Genomic DNA, 14,787 nt, shown 5'->3' on the forward strand with positions numbered 1-14,787 from the left:
ACGGTCAGGAGGCGTGCGTCGCGAACACCGCGCGCTTGATTTTTTGCAGCGCTGCATACGGCGTGACGAAATGGAGCAGGTTCTTTGCGAGCCCGAGCCAGTCGTACAGGTTGGCGGCGTTGAAGTGGCGCCATTGGAGCTTGAGCGTCGAGACGATCTGCCGGCGTCGTTTCGTCGCGCTGATGCCGCCTTCGTTCAGTTCGTAGTAAAGGCCGACTTCGGGCAGATTCGCACAGTCGTAGCGTTCCATCAATCTGAGGAAAAGATCGAGGTCCTCGGCCGCGCGATAGGCGACGCGATAGTTGCCGACCGCGCGCACCGCGTCGACGCGCAGCATCATGGCCGGGTGCACGAGCGAGGTGCGAAAAAAGCGCAGACGGCGCACGGCCGCCGGCTCGGCCGCGGGCCGGAGCATGAACAGCGGCCGGCCGTCGCGCGAGACGACTTGCGTCCACATGCCGAGGCCCGCCACGTTGGGATGCGCTTCGAGATAGGCGCGCTGCTTGGCCAGCCGGTCCGGCGCCGCGAGGTCGCCCGCGTCGATGCGGGCCGCGTAGCGATAGCCGCGCGCGGCAAGCGCTTCGATCCCCGCCTGCAATGCGCGCTCGATGCCGCCGTTTTGCGGCATGCGCACGATCTCGACGTCCATGTTCGGCAGCGTCGGCGCGACGATCGGCGGCGTGCTGCCGTCGTCGACGATCAGCACGCGCACGCGCGCGCGTTCGTCGAACGAGGCGAGCGTGCGTTCGACGTCGGCCTGCCCGTTGTAAGCCGGCATCAAGACGGCGACATCGGTGAGCATGTCGAGCTGCGGGCCGTGGGAGGAAGGTGTCGTCATGGGCACAGCTTGAAGCGGATGTAGTAGACGTTCACCGCAACTGCCGCGCAATAGCCGGCCGCGAGGCCGGCGAGCGCCCCGTAGGCGCCGATGCGCGGGATGGCGAACACGTTCACGGCGAATGCGGCCACCAGCGCCAGCAGCCATTTCGTTAGGAGTACGAACTTTGCCTGATACTTGAGCAGCACGAGGTTGCCGATCGCCTCGATGCCGGCCGGCACCGAGAGCCACACGCACCACCGAAAGATCGGGATCGCGCCCGTGTAGTTCGGACCGAACACGTGCGTGATGACGAGCGGGGCGAGCGCATCGAGTACGAGCGCGCCGGATGTCATCACCGCTGCGGCGAGCAGTACGAGCCGCAGGACGTTGCGCATCAGATGCGTGCGTTCGTGCACGCGATAGACGAACGCCGGTGCGATCGTCTGCGCAAGCATCAGCGCGAGCGCGATCCAGTTTTCGTTGATCTGCTGAGCGGCCGAGTAGCGGCCCAGATCGGCGAATGAGATCGTCCGCTCGAGCATCAGCCGGTCGAGCTTCAAGAACAGGTACATGCAGACGAGGCCGATCCAAAACACCGTGCCGGCGCTCGCGAAATGGCGCAGGAGGCCGCGTTCGACATGCCAGCCGAGCTTGCCGCCGTGCCGGCGCGCATAGTAGGCAAGCAGCACGGTGCCGATGACGGCGGCTTCGAGCGCCCACAACCATGCAAAGCGCGGCGCGCTGAGGGTCATGCGCACGAACAGATAGACGAGCGCGAGCTTGGCGAGCGCCGTCGCCATGCTCGTCACGAGCTGGGGCTTGCTGTAGGTGAGGCTTTGCAGCCACGAGTTGACGACGCCGATGAACGGCTCGCGAAAGAGCATCGTGACCGCGAGCCCCGCGAGCATCGCGCCGACGACGGGGTCGGTGAGGTCAGCGGCGATGCCGGCCCAAGTCGCGGCAAGCGCGAGCGCCGAAACCGCGAAACGTAAGACGAACGCGCTGCCGAGCACCGTGCCGAGATCGGCTTCGCCGCGGTGAACGATCGTCGGCACGAGAATTTCGGCGCCGCAGACCCAAGTGATGGGCGCGAGCACGAGCAGCAGCGTGTTCGCGTATTGCCATTTGCCGAAGACGTCGGGCCCGAAGTAGCGCGCCAGCAGCCCCGCGATGGCGATTGCGACGGCGATTTGCGTCAGTCGCTCGAGCCCGAGCCAGACGATGTTCGCAGCCGCTTTCGCGATATCGGGGTGCGCAATGCGCTTCAGCATGGGGAGCGAGGCAGGAATCTTGCTCGCCGTGCTTGAGCCGGCAAGGAAATAGCGCGCTTTTCGGCCGTCATCTCGTACGGCCGTATAGCGAAAGGGCATGAGCGCATTAAAATGGGCGCGAAGCGCCGATCGAAAAACCGCAATTATAAGTGGGTTGCCGGCGGCAGCACCTTTTCCAATCGCAGCCAAAAGAGAGCTATCAATGATTTCGCAATCCATCTTCAAAGCGTACGACATCCGCGGCGTCGTCGGCAAAACGCTCGATGAGGACGTCGCGCGGCGGGTCGGCAGGGCGTTCGGCAGCGAAGTGCGCGCACAAGGGGGCGATGCCGTCGTCGTCGCGCGCGATGGCCGCCTGTCCGGCCCCTCGCTGATCGCCGCGCTTGCGGAAGGTTTGCGCGCGGCCGGGGTCGACGTCGTCGATATCGGCATGGTGCCGACGCCCGTGGGCTACTTCGCCGCGAGCGTGCCGCTCGCGCTCGAGCAAGGCGAGCGTAGCGTCGATTCCTGCATCGTCGTGACGGGTAGTCACAATCCGCCCGACTACAACGGCTTCAAGATGGTGCTGCGCGGCGCAGCCATTTACGGCGAGCAGATTCAAGCGCTCTACCACCGCATCGCGAAGGACGATTTCGCGAGCGGCAGCGGCAGCTACGAGCAACACGACATCGCGGACAAATACATCGAGCGCATCGTGAGCGACGTGAAGCTCGCGCGGCCCATGAAGATCGTCGTCGATGCCGGCAATGGCGTGGCCGGCGCGTTGGGGCCGCGCCTGTTCAAGGCGCTCGGCTGCGAACTCGTCGAACTGTTCACCGAGATCGACGGCAATTTCCCGAATCATCATCCCGATCCGGCTCACCCGGAAAACCTGCAGGACGTCATCCGCGCGCTGAAAGAGACCGACGCGGAAATCGGCTATGCATTCGACGGCGACGGCGACCGTCTCGGCGTGGTGACGAAAGACGGCCAGATCATCTATCCCGACCGTCAGCTCATGCTGCTTGCGCAAGAAGTGCTGTCGCGCAATCCGGGCGCGCAGGTCATTTATGACGTCAAATGCACGCGCAATCTGGCGAAGTGGGTCCGCGCGAAGGGCGGCGATCCGGTGATGTGGAAGACGGGCCATTCGCTCGTCAAGGCGAAGCTGCGCGAGACCGGCGCCCCGCTCGCGGGCGAGATGAGCGGCCACGTGTTCTTCAAGGACCGCTGGTACGGGTTCGACGACGGTCTTTACACGGGCGCGCGCCTGCTCGAGCTGCTTTCGCGCGAGACAGATCCGAGCAAAGTGCTCAACGAGCTGCCGAACTCGTTGTCCACGCCGGAGTTGCAGATCAAGCTCGAGGAAGGCGAGAACTTCGCGCTGATCGGTCGTCTGCAGAAGGAGGCGCGCTTTACGGGTGCCGATGAAGTCATCACGATCGACGGCTTGCGCGTCGAATATCCGGATGGTTTCGGGCTCGCGCGCTCGTCGAACACGACGCCGGTCGTCGTGCTGCGCTTCGAGGCCGACAATGCCGATGCGCTCGCTCGCATTCAGAACGATTTCCGCCGGGTGATCGTCGCGGCCAAGCCCGACGCCAAGCTGCCGTTCTGAGCGTGCGCCAGGGGCTGCGCAAGCGGCCCTCAATCGTTATTGCGGCGCGGCCGGTGCCGCGGGCTGTGCGGGTTGCACGGGTTGCGTACGGACAGCCGTCGGCATGATAGGCGTGGTCGCTGGAACGACGGGTACGACGGGTACGACAGGGGCCGCCGGCGCGGTCGCGATCGGTGCCGGCGGCTCCGCGATCACGGTCGGCGAACCGGGCAGCGTCGTCGTCGTGACGGCCGAGGTCGGCACCGGCATCGTCTTGATCAGCGTGACTACATAGTGGCCGACCGAATCGAAGAAGCGGTCGTAGAACGCGTTCGATTGAATCGTCTCGCTCGAGATTTTCACCATCGCGTCGCTGTTGGAGCGGATCGGCAGCGAAAGCGAGCCGAGCACGCTCAGGCCCACGCTCGCCGACGTGTCGCTCTTTTTCAGCGTGTAGCCGCTTTGGATCGCGTTCGCATAGACGATGCTCGTGCCGTCGGCATCGACGCCCGGCGTGCAGACGACGTGAAATTCCACCGTGACGTGCGAGTCGCCGTTCGGCTGGAAATCCTTCGTCGCATCGATGCGATCCGATTGCGTGAGCGTCGTCAAATAGCCTTGATTGAGCAGGGCGCGCCGCGCCGCTTCGCACGCATCGGCGCTGCCGGCCGTGAAACTGCGCGAAAACGGGCTCGCCCCCGAATCGAAGAGTTCTTGCTGGAATTTCGGCTGCGGCGCGCTCGAGCACGCGGCGAAAACCGTAAGCGCCGCGCAGGACAGGGCCGCGCGGATTAGGCGGAACGAACTAGGCATAATGCGTGGAAGGTACTGCGCTCGGCAAGCGCGTGATTCGAACGACGAGCATTGTAGTGCCATCCGGGCAATCGAATATAAGGCGCGGATCATTCGCCCAGCGACACCGTGGCGCTGGCGCATCGGATACGCCGCGCCAAAAACCGCGCGTCGGCGCGGTAGAATCCCAGCCCTTCGGGCAGCGCTCGGCGAAGGCGTCCTCTGGAACACCTCCGCGCCTGCAATGCCGAACCTTTCTTTTTTCTTTCAGCGTGCAAAAGATACTGCTCGTTCGCGTGTCGTCGCTCGGTGACGTCGTTCACAACATGCCGGCCGTTGCCGACATACGGCGCGTCTACCCCGATGCGCAAATCGACTGGCTCGTCGAAGAAGGTTTCGCCGACCTCGTTACGCTCGTGCAAGGCGTGCGCCGTGCGATTCCGTTTTCATTGCGGCGCTGGCGCAAGCGTCTGTTTTCGCTGTCGACTTGGCGCGAGATCGGCGCCTTTCGGCGCGCGCTGGCCGCGGAGCGCTACGATCTCGTGATCGACTGTCAGGGCCTGATCAAGACAGCCTGGGTCGCGAGCTGGGCCCGCGGGCCGCTCGTCGGGCTCGGCAATCGCACCGACGGCGCCGGCTACGAGTGGCCCGTGCGCTTTTTCTACGGCCGGCGCGTGCCGATCGAGTCGCGCACGCACGTGGTCGAACGCACGCGCCAACTCGTCGCGCAGGCGATCGGCGCGCCGCGGCCGGCGCCGACCGACGAGATCGACTTCGGGCTCGATACCTCGCGTGCGGCGCGCGCCTTGGCCGAGGTGGGGTTGAATCTGCCGGTGCCTTACGTCGTGCTCGTGCATGCAACGTCCCGTGCGGACAAGCAATGGCCCGATGCGTCGTGGATCGAACTCGGCCGCGCGCTCGTTGCGCGCGGCGCCTCGCTCGTGCTGCCGTGGGGCAGCGAAGCGGAGCGGGCGACGAGCGAGCGGCTCGCCAAGGAATTCGGCGCCGCGGCGGTCGTGCCGCCGCGCTTGCCGTTGTCGGCCGTCGTCGGCCTGCTCGATGGGGCGGCGGCCACGGTCGGTGTCGATACGGGCCTGGTTCACATTGCCGCTGCGCTGAAGCGGCCCACGATCGAGTTGTACAATTTCGCGACCGCGTGGCGCACGGGCGGCTATTGGTCGCCGTGCGTCGTCAATCTCGGCACCGCCGGCGATCCGCCGACGCTACGGCAGGTCAAGGCCGCACTGGCCGAATTCGGCTTGCTGTAACCGCTCGCGCTCAACGGGACCATGAAAGAATCGCAAATCCTCGAAGTCAATTGCACGGACTGGGCGGGCGCCGACCTCTCGGTCACGCGCGATACGCTGCGCGTCGCGCTCGAAACGGGCAAAGTCGTCTACTTTCCGAATCTGCGCTTCGCGATCGAAGGCGGCGAGACGGCGTTGCTCGATCCGGCGCTCGCCGATCCGAAACGCAAGAACATCAGCCTCGATCCGAACGGCGGCGCGCTGCATGGCGTAGCGGGCGATGCCGTCACGCAATCGGCGGTGCGCGCGCTCGTTGCGCGTTATCAAGCGCAGGCACGCACGCTCGTCGACTATTTGTTGCCGGAGTACGGCAGCGCGCTGCGGCCTGCGCCGACGAGCCTGCGGCTCAGGCGCGTGGAAACGCGGCACACGTCCTGGCGCAAGGACGACAGCCGGTTGCACGTGGACGCGTTTCCTTCCCGGCCCAACCGCGGCGAGCGCATCATGCGCGTGTTCGCGAACGTCAACCCGCACAGCGAGCCGCGCGTGTGGCGCGTGGGCGAGCCGTTCGAGCAGATGGCGCGGCGCTTCTTGCCGAACATCAAGCGGCAACTGCCGGGCTCCGCGTGGCTGCTCAATGCGCTGCACATCACGAAATCGCGCCGTAGCGCCTACGATCATCTGATGCTCAATCTGCACGACGGCATGAAGGCCGATCTCGAATACCAAAAGGCGTGTCCGCAAGAGACGATTCCTTTTCCGCCCGGCAGCACGTGGATCTGTTTCTCCGATCAGACGTCGCACGCCGCCATGTCGGGACAGTACATGCTCGAGCAGACGTTCTTCCTGCCGGTGCGCGCGATGGTTCAGCCCGAATGCGCGCCGCTCGGCATTCTCGAGCGGCTCGAAGGCCGCGCGCTGGTTTGACGGCGATGCCGCGCGGCGCGCGTTCGATGTGCGGAACGTGCAAGGGGTGCATGGCGTGGGCGGCATGCTCGGTACCTGTAGCTGCTGTGCTCGGGCAGTGCTTCGCGTTGCCCGGAGGGCGCCCATGCTGAGAATCCTCTACCGGACGTTGTGGTGGATCGTCGCGCCGCTTGCCGTCTTGCGCCTGTTGATTCGCTCGCGCCGCGAACGCGGCTATCGCGAGCATATCGGCGAGCGTTTCGGCTATGCGCGCGCTCGCGTACCCGAGGACGACGCGCCGCTCATCTGGGTGCATGCCGTGTCCGTCGGCGAGACGCGTGCGGCCGAGCCGCTGATCGCCGCGTTGATGAAAGCGCGCCCCGATGCGCGCCTGCTCATCACGCACATGACGCCGAGCGGGCGTGCCACGAGCGTACAGCTCTTCGGCGAACGCGTGCTGCGGTGCTATCTGCCGTACGATTTGCCGTGCGCCGTGCGGCGTTTCTTGCGGGCCTGGCGGCCCTCGCTCGGTATCGTCATGGAAACGGAGGTGTGGCCGACGCTGATCGACGAGTGCCGCGCGGCGGACCTACCGCTCGTCCTGACGAACGCACGCATGTCGGCGCGCTCGTTCAAGCGCGCGGCGCGCTTCGGCACGGCCGGGCGCGAGGTGTTCGGCGGCTTTACGCGCGTGCTCGCGCAAAGCCCGTCCGACGCCGAGCGGCTCACGACGCTCGGCGCGCGCAGCGTCGTCGTGCTCGGCAATCTGAAATTCGACATGGCGTCCCCGCCCGACATCGTCGCGCGCGGGCGCGCCTGGCGCGCCGCGATCGGCACGCGGCCGGTCTGGGTCGCCGCGAGTACGCGCGAGGGCGAGGAGGCGCTCGTGCTCGACGCGTTCGCGGCATTGAAGACGGAAGACGCCCTCTTGATTCTCGTACCGCGTCATCCGCAGCGCTTCGATGAAGTCGTCGCGCTCGTCGAGCGACGGGGGCTGCGCGGCATGCGGCGCTCGGCGTGGGGCGGCGCGCCGCTCGCGGCCGCCGCCGTGGCGCACGTGGCGAGCGAGCCGCTGCCACCCGACGTGACGGTGCTGCTCGGCGATTCGATGGGAGAACTCGGCGCCTACTACGCGGCGTCGGACGTCGCGTTCATCGGCGGCAGCTTGCTGCCGCTCGGTGGGCAGAACCTCATCGAGGCCTGTGCCGTGGGGGTGCCCGTGCTGATCGGTCCGCACGTGTTCAACTTCACGCAAGCGACGGCGGATGCGGTGGCCGCCGGCGCCGCCGTGCAAGTGGCCGATCCGGCCGATCTGGCGCGTGTGCTTGGCGAGCTGTTTGCCGACAAGTCGCGGCGCGTGGCGATGGGCGCGGCGGCTTCGGCGTTCGCCGCCCGCCACCGAGGCGCGACGGCACGCACCGTCGACGTGCTGACGGCCTTGCTGTCGCAAGGCGAGGCGGCCGACGCGTAGCGGGTCTCGTGTCGCTTGCCGATGCCCGCGGCGCCTCGCGCTTCGCCGCGCTAGGCGGTCAACAATCCCTTGCGCTCGATGAACGCGATCACCTCGTCGAGCCCGCTTTGCGTTTTCAGGTTGCACAGGACGAACGGCCGTTCGCCGCGCATGGTCTTCGCATCGGCCGTCATGACGTCGAGATTCGCGCCGACATACGGCGCGAGATCGATCTTGTTGATGACGAGCAGATCCGACTTCGTGATGCCGGGGCCGCCTTTGCGTGGGATCTTCTCGCCGCCGGCCACGTCGATCACGTAGATCGTCAGATCGGACAGTTCGGGGCTGAACGTTGCCGCGAGGTTGTCTCCGCCCGATTCGATGAAGACGATATCCGCGTCGGGAAAACGAGTCAGCATCCGGTCGACGGCCTCGAGATTGATCGAAGCGTCCTCGCGAATGGCCGTATGCGGACAGCCGCCCGTTTCGACGCCCATGATCCGCTCCGCGGCGAGCGCGCCGGCGACCGTCAACAGCCGTTGGTCTTCTTTCGTGTAGATGTCGTTCGTGATCGCGACGAGGTCGTAGCGATCGCGCATTGCCTTGCAGAGCATCTCGAGCAAGGTCGTCTTACCCGAGCCCACCGGGCCGCCCACGCCGATGCGCAGCGGCGGCAGTTTTTTGGTCCTCATCAGATCGCCCCTATCGATTCAAGAACGGAAAAGTCGCGAATACTGCGTTTCGTGGCGCGCCGACAGCACGCCCAGCAGCGGCGAAAACGTGTTGATGCGCTCGGGCGGCGTCTCGAGCGCGCGCGCGACGGCTTCATCGATGACCGCGCGCGCGGCGATGAGGATGCGCTGCCCCGCGAGTTGGCCGAGCGGCACGGCTTTGATGGCCGCGGCGACTTGGTTTTCGGCCCAGGCGAACGCGTAGGCCGCGAGTGCCGCGTCCGCCGCCACCCCGTACGCCGCCGCGGCGAACGCGAAAGCCGTCGGTTGCGATAGCGGCGCCAGTGCGGCGAGCGTCGCGCGCCGTGCTTCATCGCCCCATTCGAGCGATAACGCCAGTTGCTTCAGCGACCATCCCATCTGCTCGGTCTCGCGCCGTAACTCGGCGGCCTCGCGGCTCGCGCGAAATTGCATATCGGCGTCGGCGAGCCCGGCGGCGTCATGCCGATGCCAGCGCGCGAGCTGGTGCGCGATGAACGGGAGCTCGCCGCGCGCGAGCACATGCAGCAAGCCATCTTCGATCCATCCGCGCGCCGTCTCGCCATCGCCGATCCACTGTGCCTCGACGGCGGCCTCGAGTCCTTGCGAATAACTGAACGCGCCGATCGGCAAAGCCGGTGAGGCGAGATGCAGCAGAGCGGTCAATTCGGCGAGGCGCATCTTCTCAGTGCTCGTGAGAATGGTTGTTTCCGCAACCATTGCAGTCACCGTGATCATGATCGCGGGGGTGATCATGGTCGTGACTGTGTCCGTGCACGTGCTTGCTCTCGTCCTCGCCCTCGTGGTGGTGATGGCCATGATGCTCGGCGAACACCTGCTGCGCGAGCGCGTAGTCCTCGGCGAACGTGGCATCGTGTCCGTGGCGATGTCCGCCGCCATAGGCCCCGGCCTCGGGGTGAAACGGCAGCGTCTCGCGTGCGACCTGCGCGCCCAAGCGCTTCAACATGGTTTCGAGCACGGGGTCGGCTTCGAGCTTCAAATAATCGACGCCGATTTCCACGGGCGTATGGCGATTGCCGAGATGGTAGGCAGCGCGCGTGCGTGTCAGTGCGTCGGGTGCGCGCACGACGAGCACGGCCTCGGGCGCGGCAACCACGCGTACGAGCGCGCCGTCGTCGGCCACCAGCACGTCGCCGCCCGCGAGGATGGTGCCGCGCGGCATCACGAGGGCCACTTCTTCACCCGTATCGAGCGTTGCCGCGAGCCGGCTCTTGCAACGGGCATCGTAAGCGAGCGTGAGCGTGGGCGCGCGTGCGACGAGCGAGGCGGCGAGCTTCACGGGAGGAGCAATACGTTTGTCGATCGTTCGCATGGGAAATAGTGAGGATGCCTAAGCATCGTGCGAGCTAACGGAATAGCGGGAATCAGAACAGAAAATAGCGCTGCGCCATCGGCAAGACCGTGGCCGGCTCGCAGGTGAGCAGTTCGCCGTCGGCCACGACCTCGTACGTTTCGGGGTCGACGCTGATGGAAGGCTGCCAGGCATTGTGAATCATGTCGGCCTTCGACACGTTGCGGCATCCGCGGACGGGCACGACGCGCTTTTGCAGGCCATAGCGCTCGACAATACCGGCATCGGCCGCCATTTGCGACACGAATGTCAACGACGTGCGCGCCAGTGCTGCGCCGCGCGTCGCGAACATTTCGCGGTAATGCACGGGCTGCGGCGTCGGAATCGATGCGTTCGGATCGCCCATTTGCGCGAGCGCGATCATGCCGCCCTTGAGAATGAGCGTGGGCTTGACGCCGAAGAACGCCGGCTCCCAAAACACGAGGTCGGCCCATTTGCCCGCTTCGATCGAGCCCACTTCATGGGCGATGCCGTGCGTGAGCGCCGGATTGATCGTGTACTTCGCGACATAGCGCCTGGCGCGAAAATTATCGTTACGTGCGCTGTCTTGCGGTAGCGCGCCGCGCTGCATCTTCATCTTGTGCGCCGTCTGCCATGTTCGAATGATGACCTCGCCGACGCGCCCCATCGCTTGCGAATCGGAAGAGAGCATCGACAGCGCGCCGAGATCGTGCAGGATGTCTTCGGCCGCGATCGTCTCGCGACGGATGCGCGATTCGGCGAAGGCGAGATCCTCGGCGATCGACGGATCGAGGTGATGACAAACCATCAGCATGTCGAGATGTTCGTCGAGCGTGTTGATGGTGTAGGGCCGCGTCGGATTCGTCGACGAAGGCAGCACGTTCGCTTCGCCGCACACTTTGATGATGTCGGGCGCATGGCCGCCGCCGGCGCCTTCCGTGTGATACGTGTGAATCGTGCGCCCTTTGAAGGCCGCGACCGTCGCCTCGACGAAGCCCGCTTCGTTCAGCGTATCGGTATGGATGGCCACCTGCGTGTCCGTGGCATCGGCGACACTCAGGCAGTTGTCGATCGCGGCGGGCGTCGAGCCCCAGTCTTCGTGCAGCTTCAGGCCGATCGCGCCGGCCGCGATCTGCTCGACGAGCGGTTCGGGCAGGCTCGTGTTTCCTTTGCCGAGAAAGCCGAGGTTCATCGGCCAGCCGTCGGCCGCTTGCAGCATCCGTTCGAGATGCCAAGGGCCGGGCGTGCAGGTCGTCGCGTTCGTGCCCGTCGCGGGGCCCGTGCCGCCGCCGAGCATCGTCGTCACGCCCGAGGCGAGCGCTTCCTCGATTTGCTGCGGGCAAATGAAATGGATGTGCGTGTCGATCCCGCCGGCCGTGACGATGAGTCCTTCGCCCGCGATGATCTCGGTGGCCGCGCCGATCGCGATCGTCACGCCCGGTTGGATATCGGGGTTGCCGGCCTTGCCGATGGCGGCGATGCGCCCGTCCTTGATTGCGATGTCGGCCTTGACGATGCCCCAGTGGTCGAGAATCACCGCGTTCGTCACGACGGTGTCGGCCACGTCGCGCGCGGCGCGCTGCGATTGCCCCATGCCGTCGCGGATGACCTTGCCGCCGCCGAACTTCACTTCTTCGCCGTAGACGGTGAAGTCGCGTTCGATCTCGATCGTGAGATCGGTATCGGCAAGCCGAATGCGATCGCCCGTGGTGGGCCCGAACATTTCCGCGTAGGCGCGGCGGCTGATGCGTAGTGTCATGACGATTCGTAGTCCGAAGGATTGACGCCGTGCGGGGAGGGCCGCGATCCAGATCTAGAGCGGGCCCATCACCTTGCCGTTGAAGCCATAGACGATGCGCGCGCCGGCCAGCGCGACGAGTTCGACCGTGCGCGATTGCCCGGGCTCGAAGCGCACGGCGGTGCCGGCGGCGATGTTCAGCCTGAAGCCGCGCGCCTGCGCGCGATCGAATGCGAGGGCGGCGTTGGCTTCGTAGAAGTGATAGTGCGAGCCGATTTGCACGGGGCGATCGCCCGTGTTGGCAACCGTGAGCGTGCGCGTTTCCCGGCCCGCGTTCAGTTCGATATCGCCGTCGTCGGTCAGGATTTCACCGGGGATCATGGATGGGGCCGCTCGCTCAGGGAATCGGATGATGCACGGTGACGAGCTTCGTGCCGTCGGGGAAGGTCGCCTCGATTTGGATATCGGGAATCATCTCGGGCACACCCTCCATGACGTCGTCGCGCGTGAGCAGCGTCGTGCCGTAGTGCATGACCTCGGCCACGGTCTTGCCGTCGCGCGCCGCTTCCATCAATGCGGCGGAGATGAACGCAACCGCTTCGGGGTGGTTCAGTTTCAAGCCGCGTGCGCGGCGGCGTTCCGCAAGCAGTGCGGCAGTGAAGACGAGCAGCTTGTCTTTTTCTCGGGGCGTCAGTTTCATGGCGCGCGGCGCTGGGGCGTAATGTCGTTGAAAGATGGGGCTGCCGTCCGTCGGCGATCCATGCGGCGGCGATTCGTGCCGCTGGCACCCCATGCGATTCGCGTCGCGACGAGGTGCGCGGTAATCGTAGCACTGCGCGCAGCACTGCGTCGTGATGAACAAGAGTACGTCGCGAGAAATCTTGAGGAGTCCTTGACGATTTCGTGCTGCGCAAGTGCGGGCCCATGCGAAAGGGCATAGTCGACCCGATTGGTCTAGGTGCTCCAAAGCCGCAGTGGACGCGCGTCGACACCATGCACGAGCGGGCGCAGCGTAAGCCAACACTGCGCGAGCGTCTGCTGTAGCGCCTCCATCGAATGCGCCAGCGAGCGCACGACGAGCACGCCGGGCGTCACGCACGAGGCGCCCGCGCGTTGGCTTGCGTCGAACGGCAGTTGCCGTGTGAGCGTGTCGGCGAGCGCGTCGTTGCAGACCGGGCCCACGGCCCAGAGCGTGCCGTATGCGGGATGGCCGCCGAGCCCCTGGCGCGCGATGCGTAGCGCATCGTCGCCCGACAATTCGGCGCGCTCGAACCAGAGCACGTTGCCCGACGTGCCGACGATGCGCGCGGTGCTCGACAACGCGCCCTCGGCCCAGCGCTCGCCCGCGGCGATACGGCCGAGTTGCGTAGCGTCCCAGCCGAGCGCCGTCGCACCTTCGCTCAGCGTCAGCGTGAAATCGAGCGCGACGTGCGCCTCATCGAACACGATGTTGTTTTGCGGCAGCCAATCGAGCTTCGCCTCGCTGCCGACGGCGATGTCGATGCGCTGGCGCGCGAGGCGTCCGTTCGACTTGTACCATTTCGCCGCGCCGGGTGTCGTCAGCACGGCATGCGTGCCTGTGCCGAGCGACACGTCGAGCGCCAGCGCATCGCCGCCCGCGATTCCACCGGGCGGATGGACGATCACCGCATGGCAAATCGCTTCGCCCTCGGGGTATAGCGGCTTTTGCACACGCAGTGGGCCCGAATGCAACCGATGCGTGAGCGTCGTGCGCGCACCGCGGCGCTCGAAGCCTAGTTCGAGGCGCGCTTGCCAGCCGTCGGGGCTGCGAGGGGAATGCACGGAGTCGCGCGCGTTCGCCACGGGCGGCGAGGCTGCGAATACGCGAGAAGGATCAGTAAAGCGGCACCTTCGGATCGACTTGGCGTGACCACGCGTCGATGCCGCCTTGCAGATTGAACACGTGCTTGAAGCCGCGTCCTTCGAGAAACATCGCCACGTTGGCGCTACGCGCGCCGTGATGGCAGATGCAGACGAGCTGGGCTTCGTCGTCGAGCTCCTCGCTGCGCGCGGGGATGTCGCGCATCGGAATTTCCACGCAGCCGGCGATGTTCGCGGTCGCGACCTCCCACGGCTCACGCACGTCGAGCAGCACGGGGGCAGGGCGTGACGTATCGGCCAGCCATTGGGCGAGTGCGGGCGCGGTCAGGTTTTGCATGATAGCGATCGGTCGGGAGAACTGAACGACGGCGCGGCCAAGGCGGCCGCGCCGGCTCGAAGCACGGCGCTGGTTGAACGAAGCGCCGTGCCGATTAAAACTTGAAGCGCGGCGGCTGAACGGCGCCTACTAGCGGCTCGATGTACGTTTCGAAGACGTCTGCCACGCGGAATTGTTTTTCGTCGATGCGCGTGATTACTTGCGCCTTCATGACGGGCGCGGTACCGACGAACGCGGCGAGCCGGCCGCCGATCTTCAACTGCTCGAGCATTTCCTGCGGCAGCACGGGCATGCCGCCCGACACGCAGATGACGTCGTAAGGGGCCGCCGCGGCCCAGCCGCGTGCGCCGTCGCCGAGCGCCGCTTCCGCATTCGTCACGCCGTTTTCGGCGAGATTGCGCTTGGCGAGTTCGACCAGCTCCGGCTCGATGTCGACGGTCAGCACGTGACGGGCGCGGTGCGCCAGCAGCGCGGCCATGTAGCCCGAGCCCGCGCCGATTTCCAGCACGCTCTCGTGCTTCTTCACGGCCAGTTCCTGCAGGATGCGCGCTTCGACGCGCGGGAAGAGCATATGCTCGCCCGCGGGCAGCGGTATTTCGAGATCGGCGAATGCGATGTCGCGATAGACGGCGGGAACGAAGTTTTCGCGCTTGACGATCGACAGCAGATTCAGCACGTCCTGGTCCAGCACGTCCCAGGGGCGAATTTGTTGTTCGATCATGTTGAAACGGGCTTGCTCGATGTTCATGGCGATGGCGACTTGAC

16 protein-coding genes are annotated in these 14,787 nt (G+C 65.9%); 4 read left to right on the forward strand and 12 right to left on the reverse strand.

Annotation, left to right across the window (positions count from 1 at the left end):
• Positions 1 to 4: 4 nt before the first annotated feature.
• Positions 5 to 838 carry a glycosyltransferase gene (locus J3485_RS04815; RefSeq protein ID WP_206951419.1) on the reverse strand — a complete coding sequence of 278 codons (834 nt, stop codon included), beginning with the start codon at positions 836 to 838 and terminating at the stop codon, positions 5 to 7.
• On the reverse strand, positions 835 to 2,091 hold the full coding sequence (locus J3485_RS04820; protein WP_206951420.1) for an oligosaccharide flippase family protein: 1,257 nt from the start codon (positions 2,089 to 2,091) through the stop codon (positions 835 to 837). Before J3485_RS04820 ends, J3485_RS04815 begins: the two co-directional genes overlap by 4 nt.
• A gap of 202 nt (positions 2,092 to 2,293) precedes the next feature.
• Between J3485_RS04820 and J3485_RS04825 the strand changes: the two genes are divergently transcribed.
• Positions 2,294 to 3,688: a phosphomannomutase/phosphoglucomutase gene (locus J3485_RS04825; RefSeq protein ID WP_206951421.1), complete on the forward strand. Its 1,395-nt coding sequence runs from the start codon at positions 2,294 to 2,296 to the stop codon at positions 3,686 to 3,688.
• Between the two features lie 36 nt (positions 3,689 to 3,724).
• Here J3485_RS04825 and J3485_RS04830 read toward each other — a convergent pair whose 3' ends face one another.
• Positions 3,725 to 4,480, reverse strand: coding sequence for a DUF2242 domain-containing protein (locus tag J3485_RS04830; protein WP_206951422.1), 756 nt, complete (start codon positions 4,478 to 4,480; stop codon positions 3,725 to 3,727).
• 305 nt (positions 4,481 to 4,785) lie between these two features.
• Here J3485_RS04830 and waaC point away from each other — a divergent pair, with 305 nt between their 5' ends.
• The 3 genes from waaC to waaA all read left to right on the forward strand — a co-directional run bounded on the left by waaC (position 4,786) and on the right by waaA (position 8,083).
• Positions 4,786 to 5,727 carry a lipopolysaccharide heptosyltransferase I gene (gene waaC, locus J3485_RS04835; protein ID WP_242538671.1) on the forward strand — a complete coding sequence of 314 codons (942 nt, stop codon included), beginning with the start codon at positions 4,786 to 4,788 and terminating at the stop codon, positions 5,725 to 5,727.
• A gap of 21 nt (positions 5,728 to 5,748) precedes the next feature.
• Positions 5,749 to 6,633, forward strand: coding sequence for a Kdo hydroxylase KdoO (gene kdoO / locus J3485_RS04840; RefSeq protein WP_206951423.1), 885 nt, complete (start codon positions 5,749 to 5,751; stop codon positions 6,631 to 6,633).
• Positions 6,634 to 6,757: 124 nt separating this feature from the next.
• Positions 6,758 to 8,083, forward strand: coding sequence for a lipid IV(A) 3-deoxy-D-manno-octulosonic acid transferase (waaA, locus tag J3485_RS04845; protein WP_206951424.1), 1,326 nt, complete (start codon positions 6,758 to 6,760; stop codon positions 8,081 to 8,083).
• A gap of 50 nt (positions 8,084 to 8,133) precedes the next feature.
• Here waaA and ureG read toward each other — a convergent pair whose 3' ends face one another.
• From ureG to J3485_RS04890, 9 genes are all read right to left on the reverse strand, one after another.
• Complete coding sequence (ureG, locus tag J3485_RS04850; protein ID WP_206951425.1) at positions 8,134 to 8,754, reverse strand: urease accessory protein UreG; 621 nt, start codon at positions 8,752 to 8,754, stop codon at positions 8,134 to 8,136.
• 18 nt (positions 8,755 to 8,772) lie between these two features.
• Positions 8,773 to 9,453 (reverse strand): urease accessory protein UreF, encoded by a 681-nt coding sequence (locus J3485_RS04855; RefSeq protein ID WP_206951426.1) that lies wholly within the window; start codon positions 9,451 to 9,453, stop codon positions 8,773 to 8,775.
• A 4-nt stretch (positions 9,454 to 9,457) separates the two neighbouring features.
• Complete coding sequence (ureE, locus tag J3485_RS04860; RefSeq protein WP_206951427.1) at positions 9,458 to 10,105, reverse strand: urease accessory protein UreE; 648 nt, start codon at positions 10,103 to 10,105, stop codon at positions 9,458 to 9,460.
• Between the two features lie 52 nt (positions 10,106 to 10,157).
• On the reverse strand, positions 10,158 to 11,864 hold the full coding sequence (ureC, locus tag J3485_RS04865) for an urease subunit alpha (protein ID WP_206951428.1): 1,707 nt from the start codon (positions 11,862 to 11,864) through the stop codon (positions 10,158 to 10,160).
• Between the two features lie 54 nt (positions 11,865 to 11,918).
• Positions 11,919 to 12,224, reverse strand: a complete 306-nt coding sequence (locus tag J3485_RS04870) for an urease subunit beta (RefSeq protein ID WP_206951429.1) — start codon at positions 12,222 to 12,224, stop codon at positions 11,919 to 11,921.
• A 16-nt stretch (positions 12,225 to 12,240) separates the two neighbouring features.
• Positions 12,241 to 12,543 (reverse strand): urease subunit gamma, encoded by a 303-nt coding sequence (locus tag J3485_RS04875; protein WP_206951430.1) that lies wholly within the window; start codon positions 12,541 to 12,543, stop codon positions 12,241 to 12,243.
• Positions 12,544 to 12,797: 254 nt separating this feature from the next.
• Positions 12,798 to 13,646 carry an urease accessory protein UreD gene (locus tag J3485_RS04880; protein WP_309476978.1) on the reverse strand — a complete coding sequence of 283 codons (849 nt, stop codon included), beginning with the start codon at positions 13,644 to 13,646 and terminating at the stop codon, positions 12,798 to 12,800.
• A gap of 52 nt (positions 13,647 to 13,698) precedes the next feature.
• Positions 13,699 to 14,022 carry a rhodanese-like domain-containing protein gene (locus J3485_RS04885; protein ID WP_206951432.1) on the reverse strand — a complete coding sequence of 108 codons (324 nt, stop codon included), beginning with the start codon at positions 14,020 to 14,022 and terminating at the stop codon, positions 13,699 to 13,701.
• A gap of 94 nt (positions 14,023 to 14,116) precedes the next feature.
• Positions 14,117 to 14,770 (reverse strand): protein-L-isoaspartate O-methyltransferase family protein, encoded by a 654-nt coding sequence (locus J3485_RS04890; RefSeq protein WP_206955653.1) that lies wholly within the window; start codon positions 14,768 to 14,770, stop codon positions 14,117 to 14,119.
• Between the last annotated feature and the right edge of the window lie 17 nt (positions 14,771 to 14,787).

Origin of the sequence: Trinickia acidisoli (assembly GCF_017315725.1) — a bacterium.
GTDB classification, from domain to species: Bacteria; Pseudomonadota; Gammaproteobacteria; order Burkholderiales; family Burkholderiaceae; genus Trinickia; species Trinickia acidisoli.

Excerpts from the sequence above, each read along its gene's own strand:
- J3485_RS04815 (WP_206951419.1), bottom strand. The coding sequence starts at position 838 with ATGACGACACCTTCCTCCCACGGCCCGCAGCTCGACATGCTCACCGAT.
- J3485_RS04820 (WP_206951420.1), bottom strand. The coding sequence starts at position 2,091 with ATGCTGAAGCGCATTGCGCACCCCGATATCGCGAAAGCGGCTGCGAAC.
- J3485_RS04825 (WP_206951421.1), top strand. The coding sequence starts at position 2,294 with ATGATTTCGCAATCCATCTTCAAAGCGTACGACATCCGCGGCGTCGTC.
- J3485_RS04830 (WP_206951422.1), bottom strand. The coding sequence starts at position 4,480 with ATGCCTAGTTCGTTCCGCCTAATCCGCGCGGCCCTGTCCTGCGCGGCG.
- waaC (WP_242538671.1), top strand. The coding sequence starts at position 4,786 with ATGCCGGCCGTTGCCGACATACGGCGCGTCTACCCCGATGCGCAAATC.
- kdoO (WP_206951423.1), top strand. The coding sequence starts at position 5,749 with ATGAAAGAATCGCAAATCCTCGAAGTCAATTGCACGGACTGGGCGGGC.
- waaA (WP_206951424.1), top strand. The coding sequence starts at position 6,758 with ATGCTGAGAATCCTCTACCGGACGTTGTGGTGGATCGTCGCGCCGCTT.
- ureG (WP_206951425.1), bottom strand. The coding sequence starts at position 8,754 with ATGAGGACCAAAAAACTGCCGCCGCTGCGCATCGGCGTGGGCGGCCCG.
- J3485_RS04855 (WP_206951426.1), bottom strand. The coding sequence starts at position 9,453 with ATGCGCCTCGCCGAATTGACCGCTCTGCTGCATCTCGCCTCACCGGCT.
- ureE (WP_206951427.1), bottom strand. The coding sequence starts at position 10,105 with ATGCGAACGATCGACAAACGTATTGCTCCTCCCGTGAAGCTCGCCGCC.
- ureC (WP_206951428.1), bottom strand. The coding sequence starts at position 11,864 with ATGACACTACGCATCAGCCGCCGCGCCTACGCGGAAATGTTCGGGCCC.
- J3485_RS04870 (WP_206951429.1), bottom strand. The coding sequence starts at position 12,224 with ATGATCCCCGGTGAAATCCTGACCGACGACGGCGATATCGAACTGAAC.
- J3485_RS04875 (WP_206951430.1), bottom strand. The coding sequence starts at position 12,543 with ATGAAACTGACGCCCCGAGAAAAAGACAAGCTGCTCGTCTTCACTGCC.
- J3485_RS04885 (WP_206951432.1), bottom strand. The coding sequence starts at position 14,022 with ATGCAAAACCTGACCGCGCCCGCACTCGCCCAATGGCTGGCCGATACG.
- J3485_RS04890 (WP_206955653.1), bottom strand. The coding sequence starts at position 14,770 with ATGAACATCGAGCAAGCCCGTTTCAACATGATCGAACAACAAATTCGC.